Origin of the sequence: Neptunomonas japonica JAMM 1380 (assembly GCF_016592555.1) — a bacterium.
GTDB classification, from domain to species: domain Bacteria; phylum Pseudomonadota; class Gammaproteobacteria; order Pseudomonadales; family Balneatricaceae; genus Neptunomonas; species Neptunomonas japonica_A.
On the sequence record NZ_AP014546.1, the window covers coordinates 654,681 to 679,792 of the forward strand.

21 protein-coding genes are annotated in these 25,112 nt (G+C 44.5%); 18 read left to right on the top strand and 3 right to left on the bottom strand.

All coding sequences use genetic code 11. The features are described from left to right. Positions 1-12 precede the first annotated feature (12 nt). From accA to rpoS, 11 genes are all read left to right on the top strand, one after another. Complete coding sequence (gene accA / locus NEJAP_RS02990) at positions 13-969, top strand: acetyl-CoA carboxylase carboxyl transferase subunit alpha (RefSeq protein ID WP_201349232.1); 957 nt, start codon at positions 13-15, stop codon at positions 967-969. 10 nt (positions 970-979) lie between these two features. After that, entirely contained in the window at positions 980-2,275 is a 1,296-nt protein-coding gene (tilS, locus tag NEJAP_RS02995; protein WP_201349233.1) for a tRNA lysidine(34) synthetase TilS, read from the top strand. A gap of 85 nt (positions 2,276-2,360) precedes the next feature. Beyond that, the gene (locus NEJAP_RS03000; RefSeq protein WP_201349234.1) at positions 2,361-3,989 is read left to right on the top strand and encodes a CTP synthase; all 1,629 of its coding nucleotides are present in this window, start codon (positions 2,361-2,363) and stop codon (positions 3,987-3,989) included. A 52-nt stretch (positions 3,990-4,041) separates the two neighbouring features. Further along, positions 4,042-5,337 carry a phosphopyruvate hydratase gene (gene eno / locus NEJAP_RS03005; protein WP_201349235.1) on the top strand — a complete coding sequence of 432 codons (1,296 nt, stop codon included), beginning with the start codon at positions 4,042-4,044 and terminating at the stop codon, positions 5,335-5,337. A gap of 57 nt (positions 5,338-5,394) precedes the next feature. After that, positions 5,395-5,691 carry a cell division protein FtsB gene (gene ftsB, locus NEJAP_RS03010; RefSeq protein ID WP_201349236.1) on the top strand — a complete coding sequence of 99 codons (297 nt, stop codon included), beginning with the start codon at positions 5,395-5,397 and terminating at the stop codon, positions 5,689-5,691. A 2-nt stretch (positions 5,692-5,693) separates the two neighbouring features. Continuing rightward, the gene (truD, locus tag NEJAP_RS03015; RefSeq protein WP_201349237.1) at positions 5,694-6,734 is read left to right on the top strand and encodes a tRNA pseudouridine(13) synthase TruD; all 1,041 of its coding nucleotides are present in this window, start codon (positions 5,694-5,696) and stop codon (positions 6,732-6,734) included. A 2-nt stretch (positions 6,735-6,736) separates the two neighbouring features. Continuing rightward, the gene (gene surE, locus NEJAP_RS03020; RefSeq protein ID WP_201349238.1) at positions 6,737-7,489 is read left to right on the top strand and encodes a 5'/3'-nucleotidase SurE; all 753 of its coding nucleotides are present in this window, start codon (positions 6,737-6,739) and stop codon (positions 7,487-7,489) included. After that, positions 7,468-8,151 (top strand): protein-L-isoaspartate(D-aspartate) O-methyltransferase, encoded by a 684-nt coding sequence (locus NEJAP_RS03025; RefSeq protein ID WP_236591040.1) that lies wholly within the window; start codon positions 7,468-7,470, stop codon positions 8,149-8,151. Before surE ends, NEJAP_RS03025 begins: the two co-directional genes overlap by 22 nt. A 13-nt stretch (positions 8,152-8,164) precedes the next feature. Beyond that, positions 8,165-9,103: a DUF368 domain-containing protein gene (locus tag NEJAP_RS03030; RefSeq protein ID WP_236591041.1), complete on the top strand. Its 939-nt coding sequence runs from the start codon at positions 8,165-8,167 to the stop codon at positions 9,101-9,103. A 102-nt stretch (positions 9,104-9,205) separates the two neighbouring features. Further along, positions 9,206-9,988 carry a peptidoglycan DD-metalloendopeptidase family protein gene (locus tag NEJAP_RS03035; RefSeq protein WP_201349239.1) on the top strand — a complete coding sequence of 261 codons (783 nt, stop codon included), beginning with the start codon at positions 9,206-9,208 and terminating at the stop codon, positions 9,986-9,988. A gap of 40 nt (positions 9,989-10,028) precedes the next feature. Next, positions 10,029-11,012 (top strand): RNA polymerase sigma factor RpoS, encoded by a 984-nt coding sequence (gene rpoS, locus NEJAP_RS03040; protein WP_201350443.1) that lies wholly within the window; start codon positions 10,029-10,031, stop codon positions 11,010-11,012. 9 nt (positions 11,013-11,021) lie between these two features. Here the strand turns inward: rpoS and fdxA are convergent, their stop codons facing one another. Together fdxA and mutS are read right to left on the bottom strand one after the other, a co-directional pair. Continuing rightward, positions 11,022-11,345, bottom strand: coding sequence for a ferredoxin FdxA (gene fdxA / locus NEJAP_RS03045; RefSeq protein WP_201349240.1), 324 nt, complete (start codon positions 11,343-11,345; stop codon positions 11,022-11,024). 25 nt (positions 11,346-11,370) lie between these two features. Further along, entirely contained in the window at positions 11,371-13,956 is a 2,586-nt protein-coding gene (gene mutS, locus NEJAP_RS03050; protein WP_201349241.1) for a DNA mismatch repair protein MutS, read from the bottom strand. A 461-nt stretch (positions 13,957-14,417) separates the two neighbouring features. On the opposite strand from mutS, the gene glyA reads away from it, so the two are divergent. The 6 genes from glyA to purU all read left to right on the top strand — a co-directional run bounded on the left by glyA (position 14,418) and on the right by purU (position 22,010). After that, a complete protein-coding gene (glyA, locus tag NEJAP_RS03055; RefSeq protein ID WP_201349242.1) occupies positions 14,418-15,680 on the top strand; it encodes a serine hydroxymethyltransferase in 1,263 nt (420 codons plus the stop codon). 92 nt (positions 15,681-15,772) lie between these two features. After that, positions 15,773-17,026 (top strand): sarcosine oxidase subunit beta family protein, encoded by a 1,254-nt coding sequence (locus tag NEJAP_RS03060; RefSeq protein WP_201349243.1) that lies wholly within the window; start codon positions 15,773-15,775, stop codon positions 17,024-17,026. A 15-nt stretch (positions 17,027-17,041) separates the two neighbouring features. Next, positions 17,042-17,326 (top strand): sarcosine oxidase subunit delta, encoded by a 285-nt coding sequence (locus tag NEJAP_RS03065; RefSeq protein WP_201349244.1) that lies wholly within the window; start codon positions 17,042-17,044, stop codon positions 17,324-17,326. Positions 17,327-17,339: 13 nt separating this feature from the next. Next, positions 17,340-20,357 (top strand): sarcosine oxidase subunit alpha, encoded by a 3,018-nt coding sequence (locus NEJAP_RS03070; RefSeq protein WP_201349245.1) that lies wholly within the window; start codon positions 17,340-17,342, stop codon positions 20,355-20,357. Next, positions 20,350-21,021 carry a sarcosine oxidase subunit gamma gene (locus NEJAP_RS03075; protein WP_201349246.1) on the top strand — a complete coding sequence of 224 codons (672 nt, stop codon included), beginning with the start codon at positions 20,350-20,352 and terminating at the stop codon, positions 21,019-21,021. Before NEJAP_RS03070 ends, NEJAP_RS03075 begins: the two co-directional genes overlap by 8 nt. Before the next feature lie 146 nt (positions 21,022-21,167). Next, complete coding sequence (gene purU / locus NEJAP_RS03080; protein WP_201350444.1) at positions 21,168-22,010, top strand: formyltetrahydrofolate deformylase; 843 nt, start codon at positions 21,168-21,170, stop codon at positions 22,008-22,010. Positions 22,011-22,094: 84 nt separating this feature from the next. Here purU and NEJAP_RS03085 read toward each other — a convergent pair whose 3' ends face one another. Next, positions 22,095-23,135: a GlxA family transcriptional regulator gene (locus NEJAP_RS03085; RefSeq protein ID WP_201349247.1), complete on the bottom strand. Its 1,041-nt coding sequence runs from the start codon at positions 23,133-23,135 to the stop codon at positions 22,095-22,097. Positions 23,136-23,615: 480 nt separating this feature from the next. Here NEJAP_RS03085 and nhaC point away from each other — a divergent pair, with 480 nt between their 5' ends. Next, positions 23,616-25,100: a Na+/H+ antiporter NhaC gene (gene nhaC, locus NEJAP_RS03090; RefSeq protein ID WP_236591043.1), complete on the top strand. Its 1,485-nt coding sequence runs from the start codon at positions 23,616-23,618 to the stop codon at positions 25,098-25,100. Positions 25,101-25,112 lie beyond the last annotated feature (12 nt).

Below are 25,112 nucleotides of genomic sequence, written 5' to 3' on the forward strand. Positions count from 1 at the left end.
GGAAAGAATCGAATGAATCCGAATTATCTGGATTTTGAGCAGCCTATAGCAGAGCTCGAAGCCAAAATTGAAGAGTTAAGACTGGTTGGTGATGGCACAGAGATCAACATTACTGATGAGCTAACTAAGCTGTTAGGAAAAAGCCGCAGTTTAACGGAATCTATTTTTACAAATCTTTCCGCTTGGCAGATTTCTCAATTATCACGTCACCCTCAACGTCCGTATACGTTAGATTATTTGTCGCTGATGTTCGATGACTTTGAAGAGATTCATGGGGATCGCCATTTTTCCGATGATGCTGCTATTGTTGGCGGTGTAGCTCGATTAGATGGCCGTCCAGTGATGGTTATCGGTCATCAGAAAGGTCGTGAAGTCAAAGAAAAGGTGCGTCGTAACTTTGGTATGCCACGCCCTGAAGGATATCGTAAAGCGTTACGTCTGATGGAGATGGCTGAGCGTTTCCAGATGCCTGTATTAACTTTCATCGATACGCCAGGTGCTTATCCTGGTATTGATGCTGAAGAGCGCGGGCAGAGTGAAGCGATTGCTTACAACCTTGCTAAAATGTCGCAATTGAAAACGCCTATTATTTCAACGGTAGTTGGCGAAGGCGGTTCCGGTGGCGCATTAGCAATTGGCGTCTGTGATGAACTAATGATGCTGCAATACTCTACTTATTCAGTGATTTCGCCTGAAGGTTGTGCATCTATTCTGTGGAAGAGTGCAGAAAAAGCTTCCGATGCAGCTAAAGCCATGGGTATTACTTCTGCTAGCCTTCATGAGCTGGGTTTGGTTGATAAGGTGGTACCTGAGCCTCTTGGAGGTGCACACCGTAATCCTGAAGCATTGTGCGTAGATTTGAAGCAGTCATTGATCGACTCCTTGTCAAATCTAGAGGGCTTGTCTGTTGATGAGTTACTTGAACGTCGTTATAACCGTTTAATGTCCTACGGATTAACGTCTGCGTAAGTGTTAAAAGATGAGTCGCCTACCATTGATTGCTGATTTCTTAGAGTCAATTAATCAATATCCTGCTAAGCGATGGGTTATTGCTTTAAGTGGTGGGCTCGATTCGATTGTGATGCTACATCTAGCAGCATCGAATCTTCCTTCTAGTATGCTTCACGTGCTTCATATTAATCATCATTTACAGAGTAGTGCGGATGAATGGTCCACTTTCTGTAAAAGCCAATCTGAAGACCTTTCCTTGCCATTTAGCCAAATTGACGTGTTCCCTGAGAACAATGGCGAAGCGGCAGCACGTGATGCACGCTATCTTGCCTTTAAAGATTTTTTGCAGGATGGTGATGGGCTGTTGTTGGCGCATCATGCTGATGACCAAGCAGAAACGATATTGTTTCGTTTATTAAGAGGTAGTGGCTTGCGTGGGCTTGCAGGCATTCCTACAAGCAGAAAGTTGGGTGCTAATGATATTGTACGTCCCTTACTGTCTGTATCACGCGCTGATATTGAGAGTTATGCGCATATGCATCAATTGGATTGGGTGGAAGACCCGACCAACCAACAAGATACCTATGATAGAAACTTTCTACGATTAAATGTTCTCCCTGTTTTGAAACAGCGCTGGCCAAATGTGGTGGAGCGATTTTCATCGACTAGCCGGCTGTTGTATCAGGACAGGGAGCTGCTTGATAAATATCTTGATGAAGAGATTGCAGGCTTGATGCTCAGTGAACGTGTCCTTAATGGCTTGATGCTTGCGTCTTTGACTGTAGGTAAGCGAAAGGCGCTGATTCGTCGGTGGATTTATACACAGCAAGGTGAGCCTTTAAATGAAGTTCAACTTTTACAGCTAGAGCAGAACTTTTTTCAATCGGGGTTGGATAAAAACCCAGAACTTATTTTAAAGACTGGGGTTCTACGCCGCTACCGTAAAGACTTATATCTATGCGCTAATCTTGTATCTGAGAAAGAGCCAAACGTTCAATCTTTGAGTGAAGGGCAGCACAAGAGAAAGGCGGGTATTCTTACGGTGGAAAGTGAGATTTCAGGTAGCAGTTGCTTGAAAACATTAGATAAGCTTATTTGTGTTCAAAGAAAGGATGGAATGCACTGTAAGCCTGTTGGTCGAGGCACCAAGTCGCTTAAAAAGCTTTTTCAAGAAGCTTCAATTCCTCCTTGGCAAAGAGAAAATTGGCCTGTTTGCATGATCGAAAATGAGATCGTTGCCATCCCGGGCATATGTGTCTGTGAAGGGTGGAGTGTTTCACCTTCTGAATTGCCAGGGTTCTCTCTAAGATGGGAGCCTTTCTGATTGTCGAAAGCCCCATTCTTTGCTACCCTGTAGCCCCATCTTTGGTTAGTTTTTTTTCCTCACTTTCAGCTAAAACAGGTTCCACATGACGCGTTACATTTTCGTCACAGGTGGTGTCGTGTCCTCATTGGGCAAAGGCATCGCATCCGCTTCGCTTGCAGCTATTTTGGAAGCACGCGGCTTAAAAGTCACTATGTTGAAACTCGATCCATACATTAATGTCGATCCTGGTACGATGAGCCCTTTCCAGCATGGTGAAGTGTTCGTTACGGAAGATGGAGCTGAGACGGATCTTGATCTTGGGCATTATGAGCGCTTTATTCGTACCACTATGAATAAACGTAATAACTTTACGACGGGACGTGTTTATCAGCACGTACTGAATAAAGAACGCCGGGGAGACTACCTGGGGGGAACTGTTCAGGTAATCCCGCACATCACTGATGAGATAAAGCGCCGTGTTGTTGAGGGTGCAGGTGATGTAGATGTTGCGTTAGTAGAAATTGGCGGTACGGTTGGTGATATTGAATCACAGCCGTTCTTGGAAGCGGTGCGCCAGTTGAAAGCTGAAGTCGGTTTTTCTCGTGCTATGTTTATGCACCTGACATTGGTTCCATACATTGCTACAGCCGGTGAAATTAAAACAAAACCTTCTCAGCACTCTGTAAAAGAGTTGCGTTCAATTGGTATTCAGCCTGATATTTTAGTCTGTCGTTCTGAGAAAGCTATACCTGATTCAGCACGTCGTAAACTGTCACTCTTCACTAACGTTGAAGAGCGTGCTGTTATTTCTATGCCAGATGCGGAGACTATCTACGACATCCCTGAAATGCTTTGTGACCAAGGCCTGGATGATATTGTTGTTGAGCGTTTTAACTTGGATGCTCCCGCTGCAGATCTTGGTGAATGGAAAGCGGTTGCTGATGCTCATCTCCACCCTGAAGGCGAAGTTAAAATCGCTATGGTTGGTAAGTACATGGAATTACTGGATGCCTATAAGTCGCTTATAGAAGCGATTTCACATGCCGGTATTCAGTTACGCAAAAAAGTACGTATTGAATATATTGATTCTGAGCGCGTTGAGCGTGAAGGCGTAGAAATTTTAAAAGATGCGGCTGCTATTTTGGTGCCTGGCGGATTTGGCGAGCGTGGTGTAGAAGGTAAAATATCTGCAGTACAATATGCGCGCGAGAATAAAGTCCCTTATCTGGGTATCTGTCTTGGAATGCAAGTCGCTGTTATTGAGTTTGCACGTAATGTAGCCAAACTAGATGGTGCTACATCTACCGAGTTTGATAAAAATGCTGAGCATCCAGTGATCGGTTTAATTACTGAATGGATCACGGAAGAAGGTGATGTTGAAGTGCGTAACGCAGAAGTTGATTTAGGTGGGACAATGCGACTTGGTGCGCAAAAGTGTCATTTGAAAGAAGGCTCTACCGCCGCACTTTCTTACGGTAGTACTGACATTGTTGAGCGTCATCGTCATCGCTATGAAGTCAATAATAACTACGTGTCGGCTTTAGAAGATGCTGGGTTAAGCATCTCGGGCCGCTCTGTAGATGGTGAGCTGGTTGAGGTTGTTGAGGTGTCTGATCATCCTTGGTTTGTGGCATGCCAATTTCATCCAGAATTTACCTCTTCGCCACGTGATGGGCATGGGCTCTTTACTGGATTTATCGAAGCAGCAATAACTGAACAGGCACGCCGTTAAGTAATTTAGCGTACTGAGATTTACATCGTTTTAGGAATAATGGAGAGAAAGAATGGCTCAGATTACCGATATCAAAGCACGTGAAGTGCTGGATTCTCGTGGTAACCCAACAGTTGAAGCAGACGTTATTTTAGCATCTGGTGTTGTTGGCTCTGCGTGTGCGCCGTCTGGAGCATCGACTGGCTCGCGTGAAGCATTGGAATTGCGTGATGGTGATAAATCTCGTTACCTCGGTAAAGGTGTCTTGAAAGCAGTGGCCGCTGTTAATGGCGTTATTCGTGATGCATTAGTGGGTATGGATGTTACCGAGCAACGTGCATTGGATAATGCAATGCTGGCCTTGGACGGAACCGAGAATAAAGAAAATTTAGGTGCGAATGCTATTTTGGCGGTTTCTTTAGCGGCAGCCAAAGCGGCAGCAGTAGAAAAGAACATTCCTTTATATGCTCATATTGCTGAGATCAATGGAACAGCAGGTCAGTTCTCATTGCCAGTACCGATGATGAATATCATTAACGGTGGAGAGCATGCTGATAACAACGTTGATATCCAGGAATTTATGGTTCAACCAGTTAACTTCACTAAGTTTTCTGACGGTTTACGTTGCGGTGCTGAAATTTTCCATTCATTGAAAGCTGTACTTAAAGCGAAAGGTTTAAGTACATCGGTAGGTGATGAAGGTGGTTTTGCACCGGATCTAGCATCAAACGAAGAAGCGTTGGTTGTTATCAAAGAAGCTATTTCAAATGCAGGCTATGAGTTAGGTAAAGATGTAACGCTAGCACTTGATTGCGCTGCTTCTGAGTTCTATAAAGATGGCAAGTATGACCTTTCTGGTGAAGGTAAGGTGTTTGATGCTGAAGGTTTCAGCGACTATCTGGCTGAGCTGACGGAAAACTATCCGATTGTTTCTATCGAAGATGGTTTGGACGAGTCTGATTGGGATGGTTGGGCATATCTGACTAAAAAAATCGGCGATAAAGTTCAGCTAGTCGGTGATGACCTTTTTGTTACTAACACTAAGATTTTAAGCCGTGGTATTGAGCAAAGCATCGGTAACTCTATCCTAATCAAATTCAACCAGATTGGTTCATTGTCTGAAACACTAGACGCTATCAAAATGGCTAAAGATGCTGGTTTTACTGTTGTTATTTCACATCGTTCAGGTGAGACAGAAGATACCACTATTGCTGATTTAGCAGTGGGTACTGCAGCCGGACAGATTAAAACGGGCTCATTATGTCGTTCGGATCGTGTTGCTAAGTACAATCGTTTGTTGCGTATTGAAGAAGAGCTAGGTGAGAAGGCTGTGTATAACGGTCTTGCAGAAATCAAGGGTCAAGCATAACGCTTGAATACCTTTAGAAGGGGGCTTAGGCCCCCTTTTTAGACTCTGAGGTAAGCTGTGTTCCGTTGGTTTATTGCATTACTGCTTTTAATTCTTTTAGGCCTTCAGTATCGACTCTGGTTCGGTGATGCTAATATTTTTCATATATTAGATTTGCAGGAAAAGATCGCTGTTCAAGTTGATGAGAATGAGCGTTTGCAAATGAGGAATAGGCAGCTTGAAGCGGAAGTGACCGATTTGAAAAAAGGTCTTTCTGCTATAGAAGAGCGCGCCCGCAGTGATCAGGGAATGGTGCGTGAGGGGGAAACCTTTTATCAGCTTGTTGAACCATCTGTTGAAGCTATTGAGAACTAAGAATGGATTTGCCTACCCAGTACCGCTATCTGTACAACCCACCTACTAGCCAAGCCACTATTCGTCAGTTACCTGAAGATTTTCATGTTGTTGAAATTCCTTCATTTAGTGCGGAAGGTGAGGGGGAGCATGAGTTTCTGCTTATTCGTAAAACTGGAGAGAATACAGATTGGGTAGCAAAGCTGTTAGCTAAGTTCTGCCAAATCCCTATTAAAGATGTCGGCTATGCCGGTAAAAAAGATCGTCACGCCGTTACAGAGCAGTGGTTTAGCGTACGCTTGCCGGTTACACGTAAAATAAATTGGGCTCTTTTTGGTGGTGAGTCGATTCATGTACTTGAATCTGTAAGGCATCAAAGAAAACTTAGGCTAGGTGCTTTACTAGGTAACCGCTTCTCTATTCGCTTGAGAAACCTGACAAATGAAGACGACTTTGTTGGGCGGCTTGAAAAAATAAAAGCGGGCGTACCTAATTATTTTGGTGAGCAACGCTTTGGGCATGGCGGTGGTAACTTGACCAAAGGTTTAGCGCTGATTAATGGTGAGTTTAAAGAGCGCCAAAGGCATAAAAAAGGTTTATATATTTCAGCTGTTCGCTCTTGGTTGTTTAATCATATAGTTTCGCAGCGCATTACCCAAAATTTATGGGATAGTGTATTACCGGGCGATATGATGATGTTAAGTGGTTCACGTAGTCATTTTCTTGCCGAAACAGCTGATGAGAGTTTGCTCTCAAGGCTGAAAGAGCATGATATACATTTAAGTGGTCCTTTGTGGGGGCGAGGTTCAACGCTTGTGCAGGGAGAAGCCGCTGAGTGGGAAGGAGAGGTTGTCCGTCCATGGGAGAGCGTCACCGAGCGTCTTGAGCATTTAGGTTTGCAACAAGAGCGTCGCGCGTTACGATTGATACCGGAAGGATTAAGAGCAGTTAAAGAATCAGATGGGCAGTGGTTGCTGAGCTTTTCACTTCCTGCAGGGGCTTTTGCCACAAGCGTGCTCAGAGAATTGTGTGAACCTTTGACGGCTGGAATAGAAGATAAATAGCGATGAAGATTCTTATATCAAATGATGATGGTGTATTTTCTCCAGGTCTTGAAGCACTTGCGTTAGCATTGTCTGAGGTGGCCGAGATACAAGTTGTTGCTCCAGATAGGAATCGAAGTGGTGCAAGTAATGCGTTAACACTTACTCGCCCTGTCGATGCTCATCGCCATGAGAATAATGGTTTTGTTAGCTTGAATGGTACCCCAACTGATTGTGTCCATATGGGTGTTTCCGGTTTATTCGGTATGGAACCTGACATTGTTGTTTCTGGTATTAACTCTGGTGCAAACTTAGGTGATGATGTTATCTATTCAGGTACGGTAGCCGCTGCGATGGAAGGGAGAGCTCTCTCGTTACCGCCGGTTGCCATATCACTGGCTAGTCATAATCCGCAGCACTTTTCTACAGCCGCTGAAATTGCTAAAAGCATAGTGCAAAGGATTAGTCAGCTAGCTTTACCTGCACGAACTGTTTTAAATATAAATGTTCCTGACTTACCTCTTTCTGAAATTAAAGGTGTCCATATTACTCGCCTCGGGCATAGGGCGGCGGCAGGAAAACCAGAGGCTGTTGCTGATCCAAGAGGGAAAATACGCTATTGGGTTGCAGGTGCCGGTGATGCTGTTGATAAAGAGCCAGGAACTGACTTTTATGCTATTGAGCATGGATTTGTGTCGATTACTCCCTTACACATTGATATGACGTTATATTCAGGCATGGATGATTTGGGAGAATGGTTGGAGGGCTTGTTGTGAATGATATTAACCTTCAAGGCATTGGCATGACGTCTCGTCGCACTCGTGACCGTCTAATCAGCCGGCTTAAAGGGCAAGGCATCAGTGATGAAGGGGTGTTAAATACTTTACGTGAAACCCCTCGGCATATTTTCATTGATGAAGCGTTATCGCATCGTGCGTATGAAGATACTGCACTACCCATCGGTTTTAATCAAACAATCTCACAACCCTATATTGTGGCTAAGATGACAGAGGTACTTGTGTCTACAGGTCCTTTGAAGCGGGTTCTTGAGGTAGGTACAGGCTCAGGCTATCAAACGTCAGTATTAGCGCAGCTAGTTGATCAGGTGTTTTCAGTCGAGCGAATTAAGCCGTTACAAGATAAGGCGAAAGAGCGCTTACGTCAGATGGGCTTGAAAAATGTACATTTGCAGCACTCTGATGGTGGTATGGGGTGGCCTTCTAAGGCTCCCTTCGATGCTATTATGGTAACCGCAGCGCCAGAACAAGTGCCTGAAGAATTATTACTACAGCTTGCTATTGGTGGGTCTTTAGTCATTCCGGTAGGGCAAGAGCAACAACAGTTAAAGCTGATCACTCGTCAAAGTGATCTTGAATATAAAACCCGTATTATCGAAAATGTAAATTTCGTTCCTCTGCTGGCTGGAACAATACGATAAGGAGATAGATATTGTGGGCCAGTCTCGCCGACTAAAAGATTATGTGGTATTAACCTGTAAGGGTATTTTGATGGGGGCAGCGGATGCTGTGCCAGGAGTATCTGGAGGCACTATTGCTTTTATCACAGGCATTTATGAAGAGTTAATAGGGAGCATCAGGCGGTTTGATCTAGAAGCGCTTAAGTTGTTGTTTTCGCAAGGGCCTCAAGCAACGTGGCGGCATGTTAATGGAAGTTTCCTGTTAGCCCTATTACTTGGTATAGGGCTTAGCCTGGCGACATTAGCGCATATAGTGCTTTTCATGCTGGCAACATATCCCGTTATGCTGTGGTCGTTCTTTTTTGGGCTGATTTTAGCATCTACATGGGTGATTTCCCGTCATGTGACGCACTGGGATTCTAGCTTTTCGCTGTTGTTTTTATCGGGCGCTGCTATAGCCTATCTAATAACAAGCTTAACCCCAACCGAAATTGAAGTGTCTATGCTAACGGTATTTTTATCAGGCAGCGTTGCTATTTGTGCAATGATTCTACCTGGGATTTCCGGGTCATTTATATTGCTGCTCTTAGGGATGTATAGTCCTATCTTGCAAGCTGTCAAAGATCTTGACCTGAGCATCATCGGACTGTTTGCGACAGGGTGCGCCGCTGGATTACTTAGCTTCTCAAGATTGCTTAACTGGCTATTTACCGCTTATAAAATGCAAACGTTAGCGGTGATGTCTGGCTTTTTATTAGGCTCTCTTAATAAAGTTTGGCCATGGAAGTATACAACCGCTTATACATTGAATAGTCATGGTAAGCAGGTACCTTTAGCTCAAGATAATGTTTCACCTTTTAACTATGAAGCACTCAGCGGACAAGACTCTTTTTTGATGGTATCAATTATATTATTGGTGCTGGGGATGGTAATTGTATTGTGGATGGAACGAGGCCAATCAACTAATCGATAAGTTGTGTATATCAAACAGAGTAAAATAATAAATAATATACATGCACTGTTTCTAGCCGGCTTGCTGCTGATGCTGGAGGGCTGCTCATCGGGATATGCTCCGGTGAGTGAGCGCTCTGTCGCGCATAACAATAAAGTAGAAGTTGTAAAATCATCCAGACGTCAGAAAGCACCAGCGAGTTATCGTGTTAAAAGTGGCGATACTCTATATTCAATTGCTTGGCGCTATGGTTTGGATTATCGACAATTAGCCCGTATTAATGGTATTGGTCGTGATTACCGTATTAATTCAGGTCAAAAATTACGTTTAAAAACGACAAGCACTAGTATGAAAGTTGCTAGCAACTCTCGTGCTAGTTCAAAAACATCAACTGCTGATAAAAAGCCCTTAAGTAATAAAGTTGTGGTTGCAAAAGCTTCCCCGTCTCAAACTTCTTCCTCTAAAGCTGTAAAAGTGAAACCGCCACCTTCTAAAGCTCCAGTAAGAAGTGTTGCGTTATCTAACAAATCACACAAGGTAAGGTGGCGCTGGCCGACAAGGGGTAAGGTGATTAGTGGTTATTCTGCTAAAGGGAATGTGAATAAAGGTATTAACTTGGCTGGCTCACGAGGCGAGCCTGTATATGCTGCAGCCACAGGCAAAGTGGTATATGCAGGGAGTGGTTTATTAGGCTATGGCAACCTGATAATCATTAATCATAACCAAGAATACCTAAGTGCATATGCCCATAACAGCTTAATTTTAGTAAAAGAGAACGAAAATGTTAATGTTGGAGCGAAAGTTGCCGAAATAGGTAATAGTGGCGCCACACGAACCATGCTGCATTTTGAAATTCGCAAGGATGGAAAACCAGTAAACCCGCTACGGTATCTACCAAAAAGGTAGGCGATAATAATTTGATAGTGATGGATAGGTGATGACAGTGATGACGAGTCTCGATAAAAATGAGCTGGAAAGTGAAGAGCTGTTACTCGAATCGAAAGACAGCAATGAGCTTACAACTGAAGCTGAAGAGCCTGAGTTCCTGAATAGCGGGCGGGGGCGAGGTAGTATGGCACATAAAGACTTAATCAATGCTAAGTCTTTAGATGCTACACAGTTGTATCTTAATGAAATAGGCTTTTCACCGTTACTCAGCGCTGAAGAAGAAGTGTATTTTTCTAGATTAGCGCTTAAAGGCGACATTAAAGCACGCAAACGAATGATTGAGAGTAACCTTCGTCTAGTGGTGAAAATCTCACGTCGTTATATCAACCGTGGTTTGACGCTGCTTGACTTGATCGAAGAAGGTAACCTTGGATTGATTCGTGCGGTAGAAAAATTTGATCCTGAGCGTGGTTTTAGATTTTCAACGTATGCAACCTGGTGGATCCGTCAAACGATTGAGCGCGCCATCATGAATCAGACGCGGACTATTCGATTACCAATTCATGTGGTTAAAGAGCTTAATGTTTACCTGCGTGCAGCCCGAGAGCTTTCTCAAAAGCTTGATCATGAGCCGACCGCAGAAGAAATAGCTGAGTTAGTTAGCAAGCCAGTTGATAAAGTACAGAAAGTTTTGAAGTTGAATGAACGAGTAGCCTCTATTGATATTCCAATGGGCGACTCAGATAAATCAGCTATTGAGACCATTGCAGATACAGAGACTTCCGACCCTGAAGTCTTGCTTCAGAACACCAATATCAGTGGTAACCTCGATAAATGGTTAGATATGCTTCCTGACAAGCATGCCGAAGTGCTATCAAGGCGTTTTGGCTTGCGTAATTATGAAATGAGCACGTTGGAAGAGGTGGGTACTGAAATAGGTTTGACACGTGAGCGTGTTAGACAGATTCAGGTAGAAGCATTACGTAAATTACGTGAGATCGTTGAGAAAAACGGCCTTACCAGCGAAGACTTGCTGGCATAGGCTTCGTTATTACTTGATCAGAAGGGCAAGTTTGTTTGGCTTGTCTTTCCATTCCTCAGCATCTTCTAGTGGCTCAATACGTTCCGTAATATTGGGCCACTTTTCTGATAGTTGTGCATTGATTTCTATAAAGATCTGCTGATCTTCAGTGACGTCATCATCTAAAAAAATAGCTTCTGCTGGACATTCAGGTTCGCATAAACCGCAGTCAATACACTCATCCGGATGGATGACCAAGAAGTTTTCTCCCTCGTAAAAACAGTCTACCGGGCAAACTTCAACACAGTCCGTGTATTTGCAACGTATACAGTTTTGCGTTACCACGTAGGTCATCTTATACCTCCACGCTCAGTTGCCATTAGAGTTTGTTTTTTAATGAATATAGCAGCTCTTGTGCTTGGCGTGGAGACAGATCATCTAGATCGACAGTTTTTAACTGTTCAACAACAGGATGAGTTGTTGAATTAAACATATCATCTTGTACGGGTGGTGGCGGTGCTATGCGGCTATTAGATACAACGCTATCTGTTTCTAGTTGAAACAGCTTTTGTTTAGCTTGATCGATAACATGTGACGGAACGCCGGCAAGTTGTGCCACTTGTAAGCCATAGCTTTGGCTTGCTGGTCCGTCCTGGACTTCATGCATAAAGACAATGGTGTCTTGATGCTCAAGAGCGGTTAGATGGACATTGAACACGCCTTCTTGCTGGTCAGGCAGAGCGGTTAGTTCAAAGTAATGTGTAGCAAACAAGGTGAACGCTTTAATATGTTGTGCAAGAAACTCAGCCGCTGACCATGCTAGCGACAAGCCATCAAATGTACTCGTGCCTCTACCCACTTCATCCATTAACACGAGACTGCTTTGCGTTGCGTTGTGCAAAATATTGGCAGTTTCTGTCATTTCTACCATGAAGGTAGAGCGCCCGCCTGCTAAGTCATCGGAAGAGCCCATTCGCGTAAAAATGCGATCCATAATACCTATATCAACATGTTCTGCTGGCACGTAACTGCCGATGTGGGCCAACAAGCTAATGAGTGCTGCTTGGCGCATAAAGGTAGATTTACCACCCATGTTTGGACCGGTAATAATCAGCATGCGACGCTCGGGATCAAGTGATAACTGATTGGCGACAAAAGGAGAGTCCAGTACTGATTCAACGACAGGATGGCGCCCTGCGACAATATTGAGCTGCGGCGTATCATGAAGGTGTGGAGCACTAAAGTTAAGCGTGTCGGCACGCTCTGTAAGGTTATTGAGGGTGTCTAGTTCTGCTAATGCTTGAGCACAGTCTTGCAGGGCTGGGAGTTGCTCCGCAAGAGTCATTACCAGTGCTTCATAGAGCGCTTTTTCTCGCGCTAAGGCTCGGCTTTTGGCACTAAGGGCTTTGTCTTCAAAGCCTTTTAGTTCTGGCGTGATAAAACGCTCTGCATTTTTTAATGTCTGTCGACGTATATAATCGGCAGGGGCCCCATCTGATTGGCCTTTGCTGATTTCAATAAAGTAGCCATGTACGCGGTTATAGCCCACTTTGAGAGTAGCGATACCTGTACGTTCACGCTCTTGTTGCTCAAGCTTTATCAGATAGTCGCCAGCATTTTCACTGATATTACGTAGCTCATCCAGTTCATCATCATAACCTTCGGCAATAACGCCGCCGTCACGAATAACAACAGGGGGATTATCTAAGATCGCTTTTTGTAACAGGTCAGCTTGTTTGGGAAACTCACTGATAGCAGTTGCTAAATTATTGATATGCTCAGCTCGGTTTTCATCAGCGATAAAACTTTGCAGCTCAGGAAGTCTTTGTAACGCATCCCTTAAGCGCTCCAGATCTCTGGGGCGGGCAGAACCTAGGCCTACACGGGATAAAATACGTTCTATATCCCCAATACCTTTAAGTGTTTCAGCTAAAGGTTCGTAACGATAATCCTGTTGTAGCCATTGGATTGAATGTTGACGCTCTAGTAGTACGTTTTTATCCCGTAGAGGTTGGTTTAACCAGCGACGTAACAAGCGACTACCCATAGGCGTAGCAGTATTATCCAAGACGCTTAGCAGTGTGTTTTCACGTCCACCTGCTAGGTTTTGATCAATTTCTAGGTTGCGGCGAGTGGCTGCATCTAAAATAACCGTGTCTGAGCGTTGCTCTATCTGTAAGCGGCGAATATGCGGTAACGATGAGCGCTGTGTATCTTTAGCATATTGTAAGAGACAGCCCGCGGCACCGATAGCAATGTGCATTTCAGCACAGCCAAAACCTTCAAGGTCTTGGGTGTTAAATTGCTGACATAATAAGCGTTGTGATGTTTCTGGCTCAAAGTTCCAGGGTGCTTGAGGGCGAATACCCTTTCGTCCTTTAAGGAGTAGATCAAGATTGCTGTCGTCGTTAAATAGCACTTCTGCAGGTTTTAGCCGTTCTAGTTCGGCCAATAATGATTCGCCATCATCAAGCTCCATCAAGCTAAAGCGGCCAGTACTGATATCGACTAAAGAAACACCATAGCGAGACTGTGAAGAGTAAATAGCCAGTAAGATATTATCGCGGGATTCATCTAAGAAGGCTTCATCACTTAAGGTGCCTGGAGTGACAATACGGGCAACCTTTCGCTCCATTGGACCTTTGCTCGCTGCTGGGTCGCCAAATTGTTCACAAATAACGACAGATTCGCCAGCCCTAACAATTTTGGCAATATAGCCTTCAGCTGCATGATAAGGCAGACCCGCCATCGGAATAGGATTGCCACCAGACTTTCCACGTGCGGTCAGAGATATATTGAGCAAAGCGGCAGCACGCTTAGCATCATCATAAAATAGTTCGTAAAAATCGCCCATACGGTAAAAAACAAGCTCGTCAGGATGCTCTGCCTTGATCTTAAAATACTGCTGCATCATGGGTGTATGTTCAGGCTTGGCTGCTTTTGGGGTCTTAGTTTTTTTACTCATTATAATTCTGTATTAGTGATGTTCAATTTGGCAATAAACTGCTCTTTTGAAGCAGCAGCTAGGTTGCACATAAAATTCATTAGATCAGACGTGCTTAGGTGGTTAATTACACGCTTCAAACCAGTCGTGCAGGTTACCAAATCAACTTGGAAATCGCTATCGGTATGAGGAGCCCTGTGTTGTTCATAGTGTATCTTTAAGTACAGGTCACTGTCGTAAATTGACACCCTCAAGGCGCATCTAAGCATAGTAGTTCAGATGTTTCCCGATACCATTGCTGGCATGGGAGTTGTGTGACATCTATTAAGTGTACTTAGCTATGTCACTTCAGTGTGATGCGAGGTAGCAGTTCCCACCTACGCTGTTTGTTTTGCTTTGATAATAGATAAGCACTTGAAAGCAGGAAAAATAATTAGAAATTGATCGAATACTCGCCTTGCTGGCTGGGTGTGGAGGCATGAATGTTTAGCAAAAATGACCAGGTTCAGGGATACGATGAGGTATTGTGGGCTGCTGTAGGTAAAGAAGAAGTGCGTCAAGAAGAGCATATCGAACTAATAGCGTCTGAGAACTATACAAGCCCTCGTGTAATGCAGATGCAAGGCTCTGTACTTACTAACAAATATGCAGAAGGTTACCCTGAAAAGCGTTACTACGGCGGCTGTGAATATGTTGACGTTGTAGAGCAACTGGCTTTGGATCGTGCTAAAGAGTTGTTCGGTGCAACGTATGCTAATGTTCAGCCGCATTCTGGTTCGCAGGCAAACGCAGCCGTTTATATGGCTCTTTGTGCACCAGGTGACACTATCTTGGGTATGAGTCTGGCACATGGTGGCCACCTGACTCACGGTTCTCACGTGAATTTCTCGGGCAAGATTTACAACGCTGTTCAGTACGGTCTGAACGAAGCGACGGGCGAGATCGATTACGAAGAAGTAGAGCGCTTGGCAGTAGAGCATAAACCAAAAATGATTGTTGCTGGTTTCTCTGCTTATTCACGCATTGTTGATTGGGCGCGCTTCCGTGAGATCGCTGATAAAGTGGGCGCTTACCTGTTTGTTGATATGGCACACGTTGCCGGTTTAGTTGCTGCGGGTTTATATCCAAACCCAGTACCTTTCGCTGATGTAGCAACAACCACTACGCATAAAACGCTTCGTGGCCCTCGTGGTGGTTTGATCCTCTCTCGTGATAACGAATTAGAGAAGAAACTGAACTCTGCAGTATTCCCTGGCGGCCAAGGCGGCCCGCTCATGCACGTTATTGCGGCTAAAGCGGTAGCGTTTAAAGAAGCATTGGAGCCGGAGTTTAAAGAGTATCAGGCGCAAGTCATTAAGAACGCCAATGCGATGGCAGAAGTGCTAATTGAGCGTGGTTTCGAAATTGTTTCTGGTGGTACTGAAAACCATCTATTCCTACTAAGCCTTATTAAGCAGGGCCTAACCGGAAAAGCAGCTGATGCAGCGCTAGGTCTTGCCAATATCACTGTTAACAAAAATGCAGTACCAGGAGATCCTCAGTCTCCGTTCGTAACATCAGGCCTGCGTATTGGTTCTCCTGTCGTCACAACGCGTGGCTTTAAAGAAGCGCAGTGTCGTACGCTAGCGGGTTGGATTGCTGATCTATTGGATGTACTGAATGAGCCTGAAGCACTTGATGCCAAAATTGCTGAAGTAAAAGAGCAGGTTAAAGCGCTATGTGCGGACTACCCAGTTTATAAGTAAGCCGTTTTATATATCGCTAATTTTTACTGAATATACAGGCAGCCGGCCTTTAAAAATGTACCGGTTGCCGCTTAACAACAGGAGCTGATGATATGCAGCGTTATTCAGGTTTTGGACTGCTCAAGCACAGTCTCACGCACCATGAGAATTGGCAGCGTACTTGGCGTAATCCTACGCCAAAGAAAGAATATGATGTTGTCATTATTGGTGGCGGTGGTCACGGTTTAGCAACGGCTTATTATCTAGCTAAAGAGCACGGTATTACGAATGTTGCTGTGATCGAAAAAGGTTATTTGGGCGGTGGTAATACGGCACGTAACACCACGATTGTACGTTCTAACTACCTCTGGGATGAATCGGCTCACCTATATGAACACGCCATGAAATTGTGGGAAGGTCTATCTCAAGACCTTAACTACAACGTAATGTTCTCTCAACGCGGTGTGTTAAACCTAGGGCATACATTACAAGATATGCGCGATATCGAGCGACGGGTTAATGCTAACCGCTTGAACGGTATTGACGGTGAAGTACTTGATCCACAGCAGATCAAAGAGATCGTTCCGCACATGGACTGCTCTGAAAATACGCGCTATCCAATTATGGGTGCTTCTTGGCAGCCACGCGGTGGTGTTGCACGTCATGACGCGGTTGCTTGGGGCTTTGCCCGTGGCGCAGATTCCTTCGGTGTTGATTTGATTCAAGAAACTGAAGTGACTGATCTGATTATTGAAGATGGCACGATTACCGGTGTTAAAACAAACCGTTACGGTGACATTAAAGCGGGCCGTGTGGGTTGTGTTGTTGCAGGTAACTCCAGTGTTCTAGCGAAGAAAGCCGGTTTTGAACTGCCACTAGAGTCTCATCCTCTACAGGCGCTAGTCTCTGAGCCAATCAAACCGATTCTAGATACGGTTGTAATGTCCAATCACGTACATGGTTATGTGAGCCAATCAGACAAAGGTGACCTTGTCATCGGTGCGGGTATTGATGGCTACACAGGGTATGGTCAACGTGGTTCTTACCCAACAATCGAACATACCGTGCAGGCTATTGTGGAGCTATTCCCAATTTTCAGCCGCGTACGTATGAACCGTCAGTGGGGAGGTATTGTTGATACTTGTCCAGATGCGTGCCCTATTATCAGTAAAACACCGGTTAAGAATTTGTTCTTCAACTGCGGTTGGGGTACGGGTGGTTTTAAAGCAACACCAGGCGCGGGTAACGTTTTTGCTGCATCGTTGGCAACAGGTGAAATGCATCCGTTGGCTGAACCATTCTCTATGTTCCGATTCCATGACGGCGCGCTGATCGATGAGCACGGCGCTGCGGGCGTAGCACACTAACAGGGGCTGATTAACATGTTTCATATCTATTGCCCGCATTGTGCGGAATATCGTGAAGAAGAAGAATTTCACGCAGCAGGTCAGGCACATATCGCTAGACCACTGGACCCAGAAGCTTGCTCTGATAAAGAGTGGGGCGAGTATATGTTTTTCCGTAAAAACCCACGTGGTATTCATCATGAATTGTGGGTTCATGCCGCCGGTTGTCGCAAATTTTTCAATATAACGCGTGATACCCAGAGCTACGAAATTAAAGAAGTCTACAAGATTGGCGAACAGCCATCTGTAGTCGCTGAGTAACAGGAGCGGAATTATGACACAGCAAAACCGCCTCCAGAGTGGGGGTCGCATAGACCGCTCTAAGCCATTAACCTTTACTTACAACGGTAAGCAGTACAAAGGTTTTCAGGGCGACACTCTGGCATCTGCTATGTTGGCCAACGGTGTTAATGTCGTTAGCCGTAGTTTTAAATACAGCCGTCCACGCGGTATTGTGGCCGCTGGTGCTGAAGAGCCAAATGCAATCTTACAGCTGGGTGCTACTGAAGCGACTCAAGTACCTAACGTACGTGCTACACAGCAAGAGTTGTTCAATGGACTGGTAAGCCAATCGACGAACGGCTGGCCAAACGTTGATACGGATGTAATGTCGGTCTTAGGTAAAGTTGGCGGCAAAATGATGCCTCCAGGTTTTTACTACAAGACGTTTATGTTCCCAGAATCTTTGTGGAATACCTATGAGTCTTTGATTCGAAAAGCGGCAGGTATGGGGCGCTCACCTCTTGAGAATGACCCAGACTTTTACGACCACATTAATCAACACTGTGACGTAATGATTGTTGGTGCTGGCCCTGCTGGTTTAGCAGCGGCATTAGCGGCTGCTCGCAGTGGCGCACGTGTTATTTTGGCGGACGAACAAAATGAATTTGGTGGAAGCTTACTCAGCACTACAGAGAAGCTAGATGGCAAGCCTGCTTCTGAGTGGGTAAGTGCAGTGACTGAAGAGCTACGTAGCTATGATGACGTCATGTTACTACCGCGCTCTACAGTCAACGGCTACCACGACCATAACTTTGTGACGATCCATGAGCGTTGCACTGACCATCTGAGCGATATTGCACCGGTAAATCAGGCTCGTCAACGCCTACATAAAGTACGCGCTAAATGGGTTGTACTGGCGACGGGTGCGCATGAGCGCCCATTAGTTTATTCGAACAACGATGTGCCGGGTTGTATGGTAAGCGGTGCTGTTTCTACGTATATCAATCGTTATGGCGTTGTTCCTGGTAATGAGCTGGTGGTCACGACGACTAACGATTATGGCTATCAGTCAGCGTTGGACTGGCATGATGCTGGGCGTAAGGTAGTTGCAGTCGTTGATACACGTGCTAACCCTGAAGGTGAGCGTATTGATGCAGCTCGTCAACGCGGTATCAATGTCATAACAGGTTCTGCCGTAATTGATGTGCAAGGTGCAAAGCGTGTTTCAGGTGTTTCTGTCGCACCTATCAGTGCTGATGGTAATAAAGTCAGTGGCTCTGTGACTAAACTAGGTACCGATACCGTTGCAACGTCGGGTGGTTGGAGCCCGGTTATCCACTTGTCTAGCCATACGGGTAGTCGTCCTATTTGGAATGATAAGATTGTTGGTTTCGTTCCAGGACCAACAGTTCAGAAGCAGCTAACTGCGGGTGGTATTAACGGTAGCTACAATACAAACTCAGTATTGTCTGAAGGTTTGGATGCAGGTCTGAAAGCCATTGCTGAAGTAGGTCTTAACGCTGCTGAAGTGATGTTACCTCAAGCAGAGGACGTGAAAGAGGGAGCTCCAATGACTCTTTTCCATATTCCACACATAAAACCTACTTCCCAGGCGCCGAAGCAGTTTGTCGATTATCAGACCGATGTAACCGCAGCAGGAATTGAATTGGCATGTCGTGAAGGCTTCGAGTCTATCGAGCATGTTAAGCGTTATACCGCGATGGGCTTTGGTACTGACCAAGGTAAGTTGGGTAATATCAACGGTATGGCGGTCGCGGCGAAAGCGTTAAATAAGACGATCCCTGAAACGGGAACGACTATTTTCCGTCCTAACTATACGCCGATTACGTTTGGTGCTATCGCAGGCCGTAATTGCGGTGCGCTATTTGACCCTAAACGTTACTCAGCGATGCAGATGTGGCACGTAGAACGTGGTGCTAAGTTTGAGGATGTTGGCCAATGGAAACGACCATGGTACTTCCCTCAAACAGGCGAAAGCATGCAGCAGTCTCTTGATCGTGAGTGTCTGGCGGTACGTGACAGTGTAGGTATTCTGGATGCCTCTACGTTGGGTAAGATCGATATTCAAGGAAAAGATGCCCGTGAATTCCTCGGTCGAATCTACAGTAACGCTTGGGCTAAATTAGCAGTAGGTAAGTGTCGTTACGGCCTGATGTGCGGTGAAGACGGTATGGTTTTCGATGATGGTGTTTCGGCTTGTTTAGGCGATAACCATTTTTTGATGACCACAACGACTGGCGGTGCGGCACGAGTTCTGGAATGGCTTGAGCTGTATCATCAGACTGAATGGCCTGAGTTGGAAGTCTATTTTAATACCGTGACAGATCATTGGTCGACACTGACTATTTCTGGCCCTAACAGCCGTAAGTTGTTAGCAGAGCTGACCGATTATGATCTGAGTAACGATAACTTCGCATTCATGGATTGGAAGCAGATTAAAGTAGCAGGCGTGCCTGCACGTGTCTTCCGTATCTCGTTTACCGGTGAGCTAACGTTTGAGATTAACGTTCAGGCTAACTACGGTATGCATGTATGGGAGAAATTGTTCGAAGCGGGTGCTAAGTACAATTTGACGCCGTACGGAACAGAAACCATGCATATTTTACGTGCTGAAAAAGGTTTCATTATTGCAGGCCAAGACACCGATGGGTCAGTTCATCCGTTCGATTTAGGCATGGGTTGGTGTGTGGCTAATAAAAAACCATTTAGTTATGTGGGCAAACGCGGCATGAACCGAGAGGATTGTGTACGTGAGAACCGTAAACAGATGGTGGGTCTGAAAACTAAAGATCCAAAAATGGTCATTCCTGAAGGCGCACAAGCAGTACTGGATCCTAATGAACCTATTCCTATGACAATGGTAGGTCATGTTACCTCTAGCTATTGGAGTGCTAATTTAGGCCACTCTATCGCGATGGGCTTCATAAAAGGCGGTTTAGATAAGATGGGTGAGACTGTGTATTACCCACTCGTTGACGGTACTGTGATTGAAGCTGAAATCTGTAGCCCAATCTTCCTGGATCCGAAAGGGGAACGTCAAAATGTCTGATTTGAATGTGATGACAGCAGCAGAAATGGCAGCGACTAAAGCTGCTGTAATGGACCAGATTCCTGGATCTGAAATACAGGGACAGTCTCCGTTGCATCATGCGGATTTAGATTCGCTGGCAAAAGTAGGCCCAAAACAAGGCGGTATCCACCTGCGTGAACATAAGCTTTTGGGACACCTTACTCTGCGTCTTAACCCAGAGAATGATGAACAACTAGCCGCTGCAGAGCGTGTGTTGGGTGTAGCTTTGCCACTGCAGCCACTGACTTCAGTCGAGAATGCTAGCTACTCTGTACGTTGGATGTCTCCAGATGAATGGTTGATCTTGGTACCGGGGCTTGAAGCGTTTGATGTTGAGTCAAAGTTTAGAGATGAGATGGGTGGCCACTATTCATTGGTTAACAGCAGTGGCGGTTCTACTGTGTTGGAACTGTCTGGGCCTGATGTTGTTGAGCTTTTGAAAAGATGTACATCGATTGATCTGCATCCTAAATTGTTTCCAGTGGGTAAAGTTGTCTCAACGGTGTTTGCTAAGAGCTCGGCTATCATTCGTCGTACAGGAGAGCAGAGCTTTGAACTCGTTATTCGACGTAGTTTCTCAGACTACATCTGGCTTTGGCTTCAAGAAACTAGCCGTGAATTTGGTCTTGTAGTAAAAGCCTGAATTTTCAGTCTGGAGCATTAGCCCTGAGCTATTAGTCCTAAACTCTTAATAATGTGACCTCACGACGAATGATTCGTCGTGAGGCAGTATTTCTATGCGAAATATTGCTGACATGAGGTTTTTATGAACAAAAAAACAAGCCTTGGATTTTTACAGCGAACTGCCCAAGTTTATTAGGCACGGTGGATGTAGTAACACGTTTTATGGCGGAGTCTGGAAACTATATTGACGAGATTCATTCTTTTGATGACCGAGAATCCAATCGGTTTTTTATTCGAATTGAGTTTCAGCCTAACACTGACAATTTTAACGAAGTCCAGTTTAACGAAGAGTTCTCTGTTAGAGCGGCTGAGTTTGAGATGCAGTGGGAGTTGACTGAACCTGAGCACCGCCCACGGGTAGCGATCTTGGTGTCTAAATATGATCATTGCTTAAATGATCTGCTTTATCGCCATCGCACTGGCCAGTTGAACATTGAAATACCGGTGATTATCTCTAATCATCCAGATCTTGAACATTTAGCAAAATGGCATGACATTCCTTATTACCACTTGCCAATTAGCAAAGAAACGAAGCCTCAGCAAGAAGCTGAGATTATGAAACTGCTAAAAGAGTACGATACAGAATTAGTTGTGCTTGCTCGCTATATGCAAGTGTTATCTCCTGATCTATGTACGCATTTGGATGGCTGGGCGATCAATATTCATCACTCTTTGTTACCCGGTTTTAAAGGCGCGCGTCCTTATCATCAGGCGTGGGAGAAAGGTGTTAAAATGGTAGGGGCGACTGCTCACTATGTGAATAATGATTTGGATGAAGGGCCTATTATTGCTCAAGGTATTCAGTCAGTCGATCATGCGTATTATCCTGAAGATTTAATATCTAAAGGCCAAGATGTAGAGCGCATAACCCTGTTTAATGCCGTGCGTTATCACATTGAAAAACGTGTTTTCCTAAGCGGTAGCCGTACTGTTGTCTTTGGTAACTAGTATTACTAGCGACTGCAGTTAACACTAGGCTAGAACGAGTAGCGTTTTGCTATGTTCTAGCCTGGCTTGCTAGGCCTGTGCTGTTTAGCGGCTTTCTCGGGCAAGCTTTGGAGAGACGCCAAAATAGTCTTTGTAGCAATTACTAAAATGGCTGCTACTAACAAAACCACTGGCTAACGCTATATTAGTAATTGAATCATTCGTTTGTAGCAGTAAACGGCGAGCATGAGTAATTCTTAGCTCTAAATAATAGCGGCTAGGAGATGTCTCTAAATGATGCTGAAATAAGCGTTCCGTCTGGCGCCTGGATATACCCACAAATTCACTGAGCTCTTCGGCGCTAATGGGTTCTTCAATATTGGCCGCCATTAATGCCATTAAGTCACGCAGTTTTTCAGGTAGGCAGGGATCATCAATAATTTGATTGAGGCGTATATCGCTGCTTTCTGATATCTGATCGCAGCTGAGAATCTCTTTTATGGCTCTAACAATCGTTTTTCCATGTGTTTCTCCAATCAGGTAAAGCATCATATCTAAAGCACTAACTGGACCTGCACAACTGAGGCGGTTATTGTCGCTAACAAATACTTGGTTTGATGTAGTCACTTGAGGAAAGCGCTCTCGCATAAATGCGTGGTTATCTGGATGAACGGCACAGCTTTGTTTGTCTAATAGCCCAGCATGTGCCAACGCAATAGCTCCATTCCATATACCTCCCATGATAACGCCTTGTGTGGCTGCTGTTTTAAGTAGCATGCTAAGGGGGGGGTGTGCCTCGGTTGAGCAGCGAAAGCCTCCACAAATAATGAGTATTTTAGGGATGTTTGGCTGTAAGGGCGAAGCTTCATTAATGATAGAGTCGGCAGAAATCTCTATGCCTAGATCACTCATAATAGGGGAGTTCTCTATAGCAAGTGTCTCATAGGTAAACAGTGGGCTAGTATTGACAAGGTTTGCTGTGACTATCGCGTCAACCGCCGCTGTGAAGGCCATCATTGAGAAATGTTTTTGCAGAATGAAACCGACGTGCGTTGGTTCAGCTTGAGTACCTTCTGAGGGCAAAAAAGCACTGTTAGCATCTTTCATTTTTGCACTAAAGCTGCGTTTCTCTTTGCTGCCGGTCATAAGCTATACCTACGTCTACACTTTTTTCTTATACAGGCGGCTACTGATTAATCGACTGTGGGTAATGTTTATAACAGATTTTCCATAATTTTAGAATTTAGAAATTATATAGAAAGATCGTGGTGTAAAAAAATGTAAATAGATGTAATTGTTCATTAATGTTTTTCTAAAAATTGTTTCCTCTTATTTACTTGGTGTTTTTGATTTTTATTGATAGTTATTAATTCTACAGTGATGTTTTTTCTGAATGTAATGTTTCATTTACATATGCCCTCATAAATAAAAATTTCTACAATATTTTCGGTTTTTTCCTGTGTTTTAAGTTGGTTTTTTTATCTGTATAAAAGTAGCAGGAGATTATTAATGATGTATCTAAATTATTATCTATTAAATTAAATAATTGATAGGAAAAATATATTTATACAGTTTTCGTTCAAACCAATTACAAAAATAAACAAGGTAACCGGATAGGAAAAACACATGACTAATAAAAAAAACTTACAGCCAAGTTTTGGCATGGCAATATTGCCTATTGTGCTCACCCTTGCGGTGCTCGGGATACAACTTTTTTACTTTGATGACTTCACTCCTCACGTACCTTTGGCGATAGGTCTTGCGATTACCGCAGTACTCGCTTGGATGCGTGGTTATACATGGGATGACATTGAAGGTGGAGTGATGCAAGTGGTGCGCGTTGGTCTGCCATCGATTGCTATCTTAATGACTGTTGGGATGATTGTGGGTGTCTGGATTGCCAGCGGCACGGTTCCAGTCATGATTTACTACGGTTTAAAAGTGCTTTCACCAGAGTATTTTCTCGGTGCGGCGATGCTGTTGTGTTCAGTTGTATCCGTTTCGCTAGGTACATCTTGGGGTACGGTAGGTACTGTTGGTTTAGCACTAATGGGTATCGGTGCTGGTTTTGATATCCCAGTATATTGGACCGCTGGTGCAGTCGTTTCTGGTGCGTTCTTTGGTGATAAAATATCACCTCTTTCTGATACAACTAATTTAGCACCAGCAGTAACAGGTGTTAATCTGTTTGATCATATTCGTAATATGATGCCTACAACTGTTCCAGCAATGTTAATTGCCTTAGCGATATACTTGTTTGTTGGCTTTAATATGATTGGCACGGGTAGCGTAGACTTTTCTAAAATTAATGCGATCACTAACGGATTAGATCAGAACTTCACATTATCGTGGACGTTATTACTGCCTCCTTTGCTTGTTATTATATTAGCCTTGAAAAAGATGCCTGCATTGCCGTCTCTTTTTGCTGGGGTACTGATCGGTACACTAATGGCGATGTTTGTCCAAGGTGCTTCTTTGCATGAAGTATTTGGTTTTATGCAATCGGGTTACAAAATTGATACAGGCGTTAGCGAAATTGACAGCCTTCTTAACCGTGGTGGTATTCAGTCTATGACATGGGTAATTACTCTTGTCATGATCGCTTTGGGATTTGGTGGGGCGTTAGAACGCACTGGCTGTCTGGGTGCTATTATTGATGCAATTGTACGTCGAGTGAATGGCTTTTTTGGCTTACAAGCCGCTGCAACGGGTTCAGCAGTAGCAACGAATTTAATCGCAGGCGACCCGTACCTCTCTATTGCACTTCCTGGCCGTATGTTTGCACCTGCCTACGTTAAACAAGGCTACTCTAAACTCAACTTATCAAGAGCTGTTGAAGAAGGTGGTACTTTGATTTCGCCATTGATTCCTTGGAATGCCGGTGGCGCTTTTGTTATCACAGCACTTGGTTTAGGTATTAGTGATGGCAACATGGAAAACCTACTTTACATCCCATTGGCTTTTGCCTGCTGGTTATCCCCTGTCATCGGTTTGTTTTATGCCGCTACAGGCTTGTTCTCTCCTAAAATATCAGAGGAAGAGGCTGAAGCTGCGAAGGCTGAAAGCGAAATAATGCATACAGATGAAGCTGTTGCCGGTAGCACAGCATAATAGAGCTGAGTT

Coding starts and splice junctions, on each gene's coding strand:
- NEJAP_RS03070 (WP_201349245.1), top strand. CDS start 17,340: ATGACACAGCAAAACCGCCTCCAGAGTGGGGGTCGCATAGACCGCTCT.
- NEJAP_RS03075 (WP_201349246.1), top strand. CDS start 20,350: ATGTCTGATTTGAATGTGATGACAGCAGCAGAAATGGCAGCGACTAAA.
- NEJAP_RS03025 (WP_236591040.1), top strand. CDS start 7,468: ATGGTTGGAGGGCTTGTTGTGAATGATATTAACCTTCAAGGCATTGGC.
- truD (WP_201349237.1), top strand. CDS start 5,694: ATGGATTTGCCTACCCAGTACCGCTATCTGTACAACCCACCTACTAGC.
- rpoS (WP_201350443.1), top strand. CDS start 10,029: ATGACGAGTCTCGATAAAAATGAGCTGGAAAGTGAAGAGCTGTTACTC.
- NEJAP_RS03065 (WP_201349244.1), top strand. CDS start 17,042: ATGTTTCATATCTATTGCCCGCATTGTGCGGAATATCGTGAAGAAGAA.
- eno (WP_201349235.1), top strand. CDS start 4,042: ATGGCTCAGATTACCGATATCAAAGCACGTGAAGTGCTGGATTCTCGT.
- nhaC (WP_236591043.1), top strand. CDS start 23,616: ATGACTAATAAAAAAAACTTACAGCCAAGTTTTGGCATGGCAATATTG.
- NEJAP_RS03000 (WP_201349234.1), top strand. CDS start 2,361: ATGACGCGTTACATTTTCGTCACAGGTGGTGTCGTGTCCTCATTGGGC.
- mutS (WP_201349241.1), bottom strand. CDS start 13,956: ATGAGTAAAAAAACTAAGACCCCAAAAGCAGCCAAGCCTGAACATACA.
- accA (WP_201349232.1), top strand. CDS start 13: ATGAATCCGAATTATCTGGATTTTGAGCAGCCTATAGCAGAGCTCGAA.
- NEJAP_RS03085 (WP_201349247.1), bottom strand. CDS start 23,135: ATGACCGGCAGCAAAGAGAAACGCAGCTTTAGTGCAAAAATGAAAGAT.
- surE (WP_201349238.1), top strand. CDS start 6,737: ATGAAGATTCTTATATCAAATGATGATGGTGTATTTTCTCCAGGTCTT.
- fdxA (WP_201349240.1), bottom strand. CDS start 11,345: ATGACCTACGTGGTAACGCAAAACTGTATACGTTGCAAATACACGGAC.
- tilS (WP_201349233.1), top strand. CDS start 980: ATGAGTCGCCTACCATTGATTGCTGATTTCTTAGAGTCAATTAATCAA.
- glyA (WP_201349242.1), top strand. CDS start 14,418: ATGTTTAGCAAAAATGACCAGGTTCAGGGATACGATGAGGTATTGTGG.
- NEJAP_RS03060 (WP_201349243.1), top strand. CDS start 15,773: ATGCAGCGTTATTCAGGTTTTGGACTGCTCAAGCACAGTCTCACGCAC.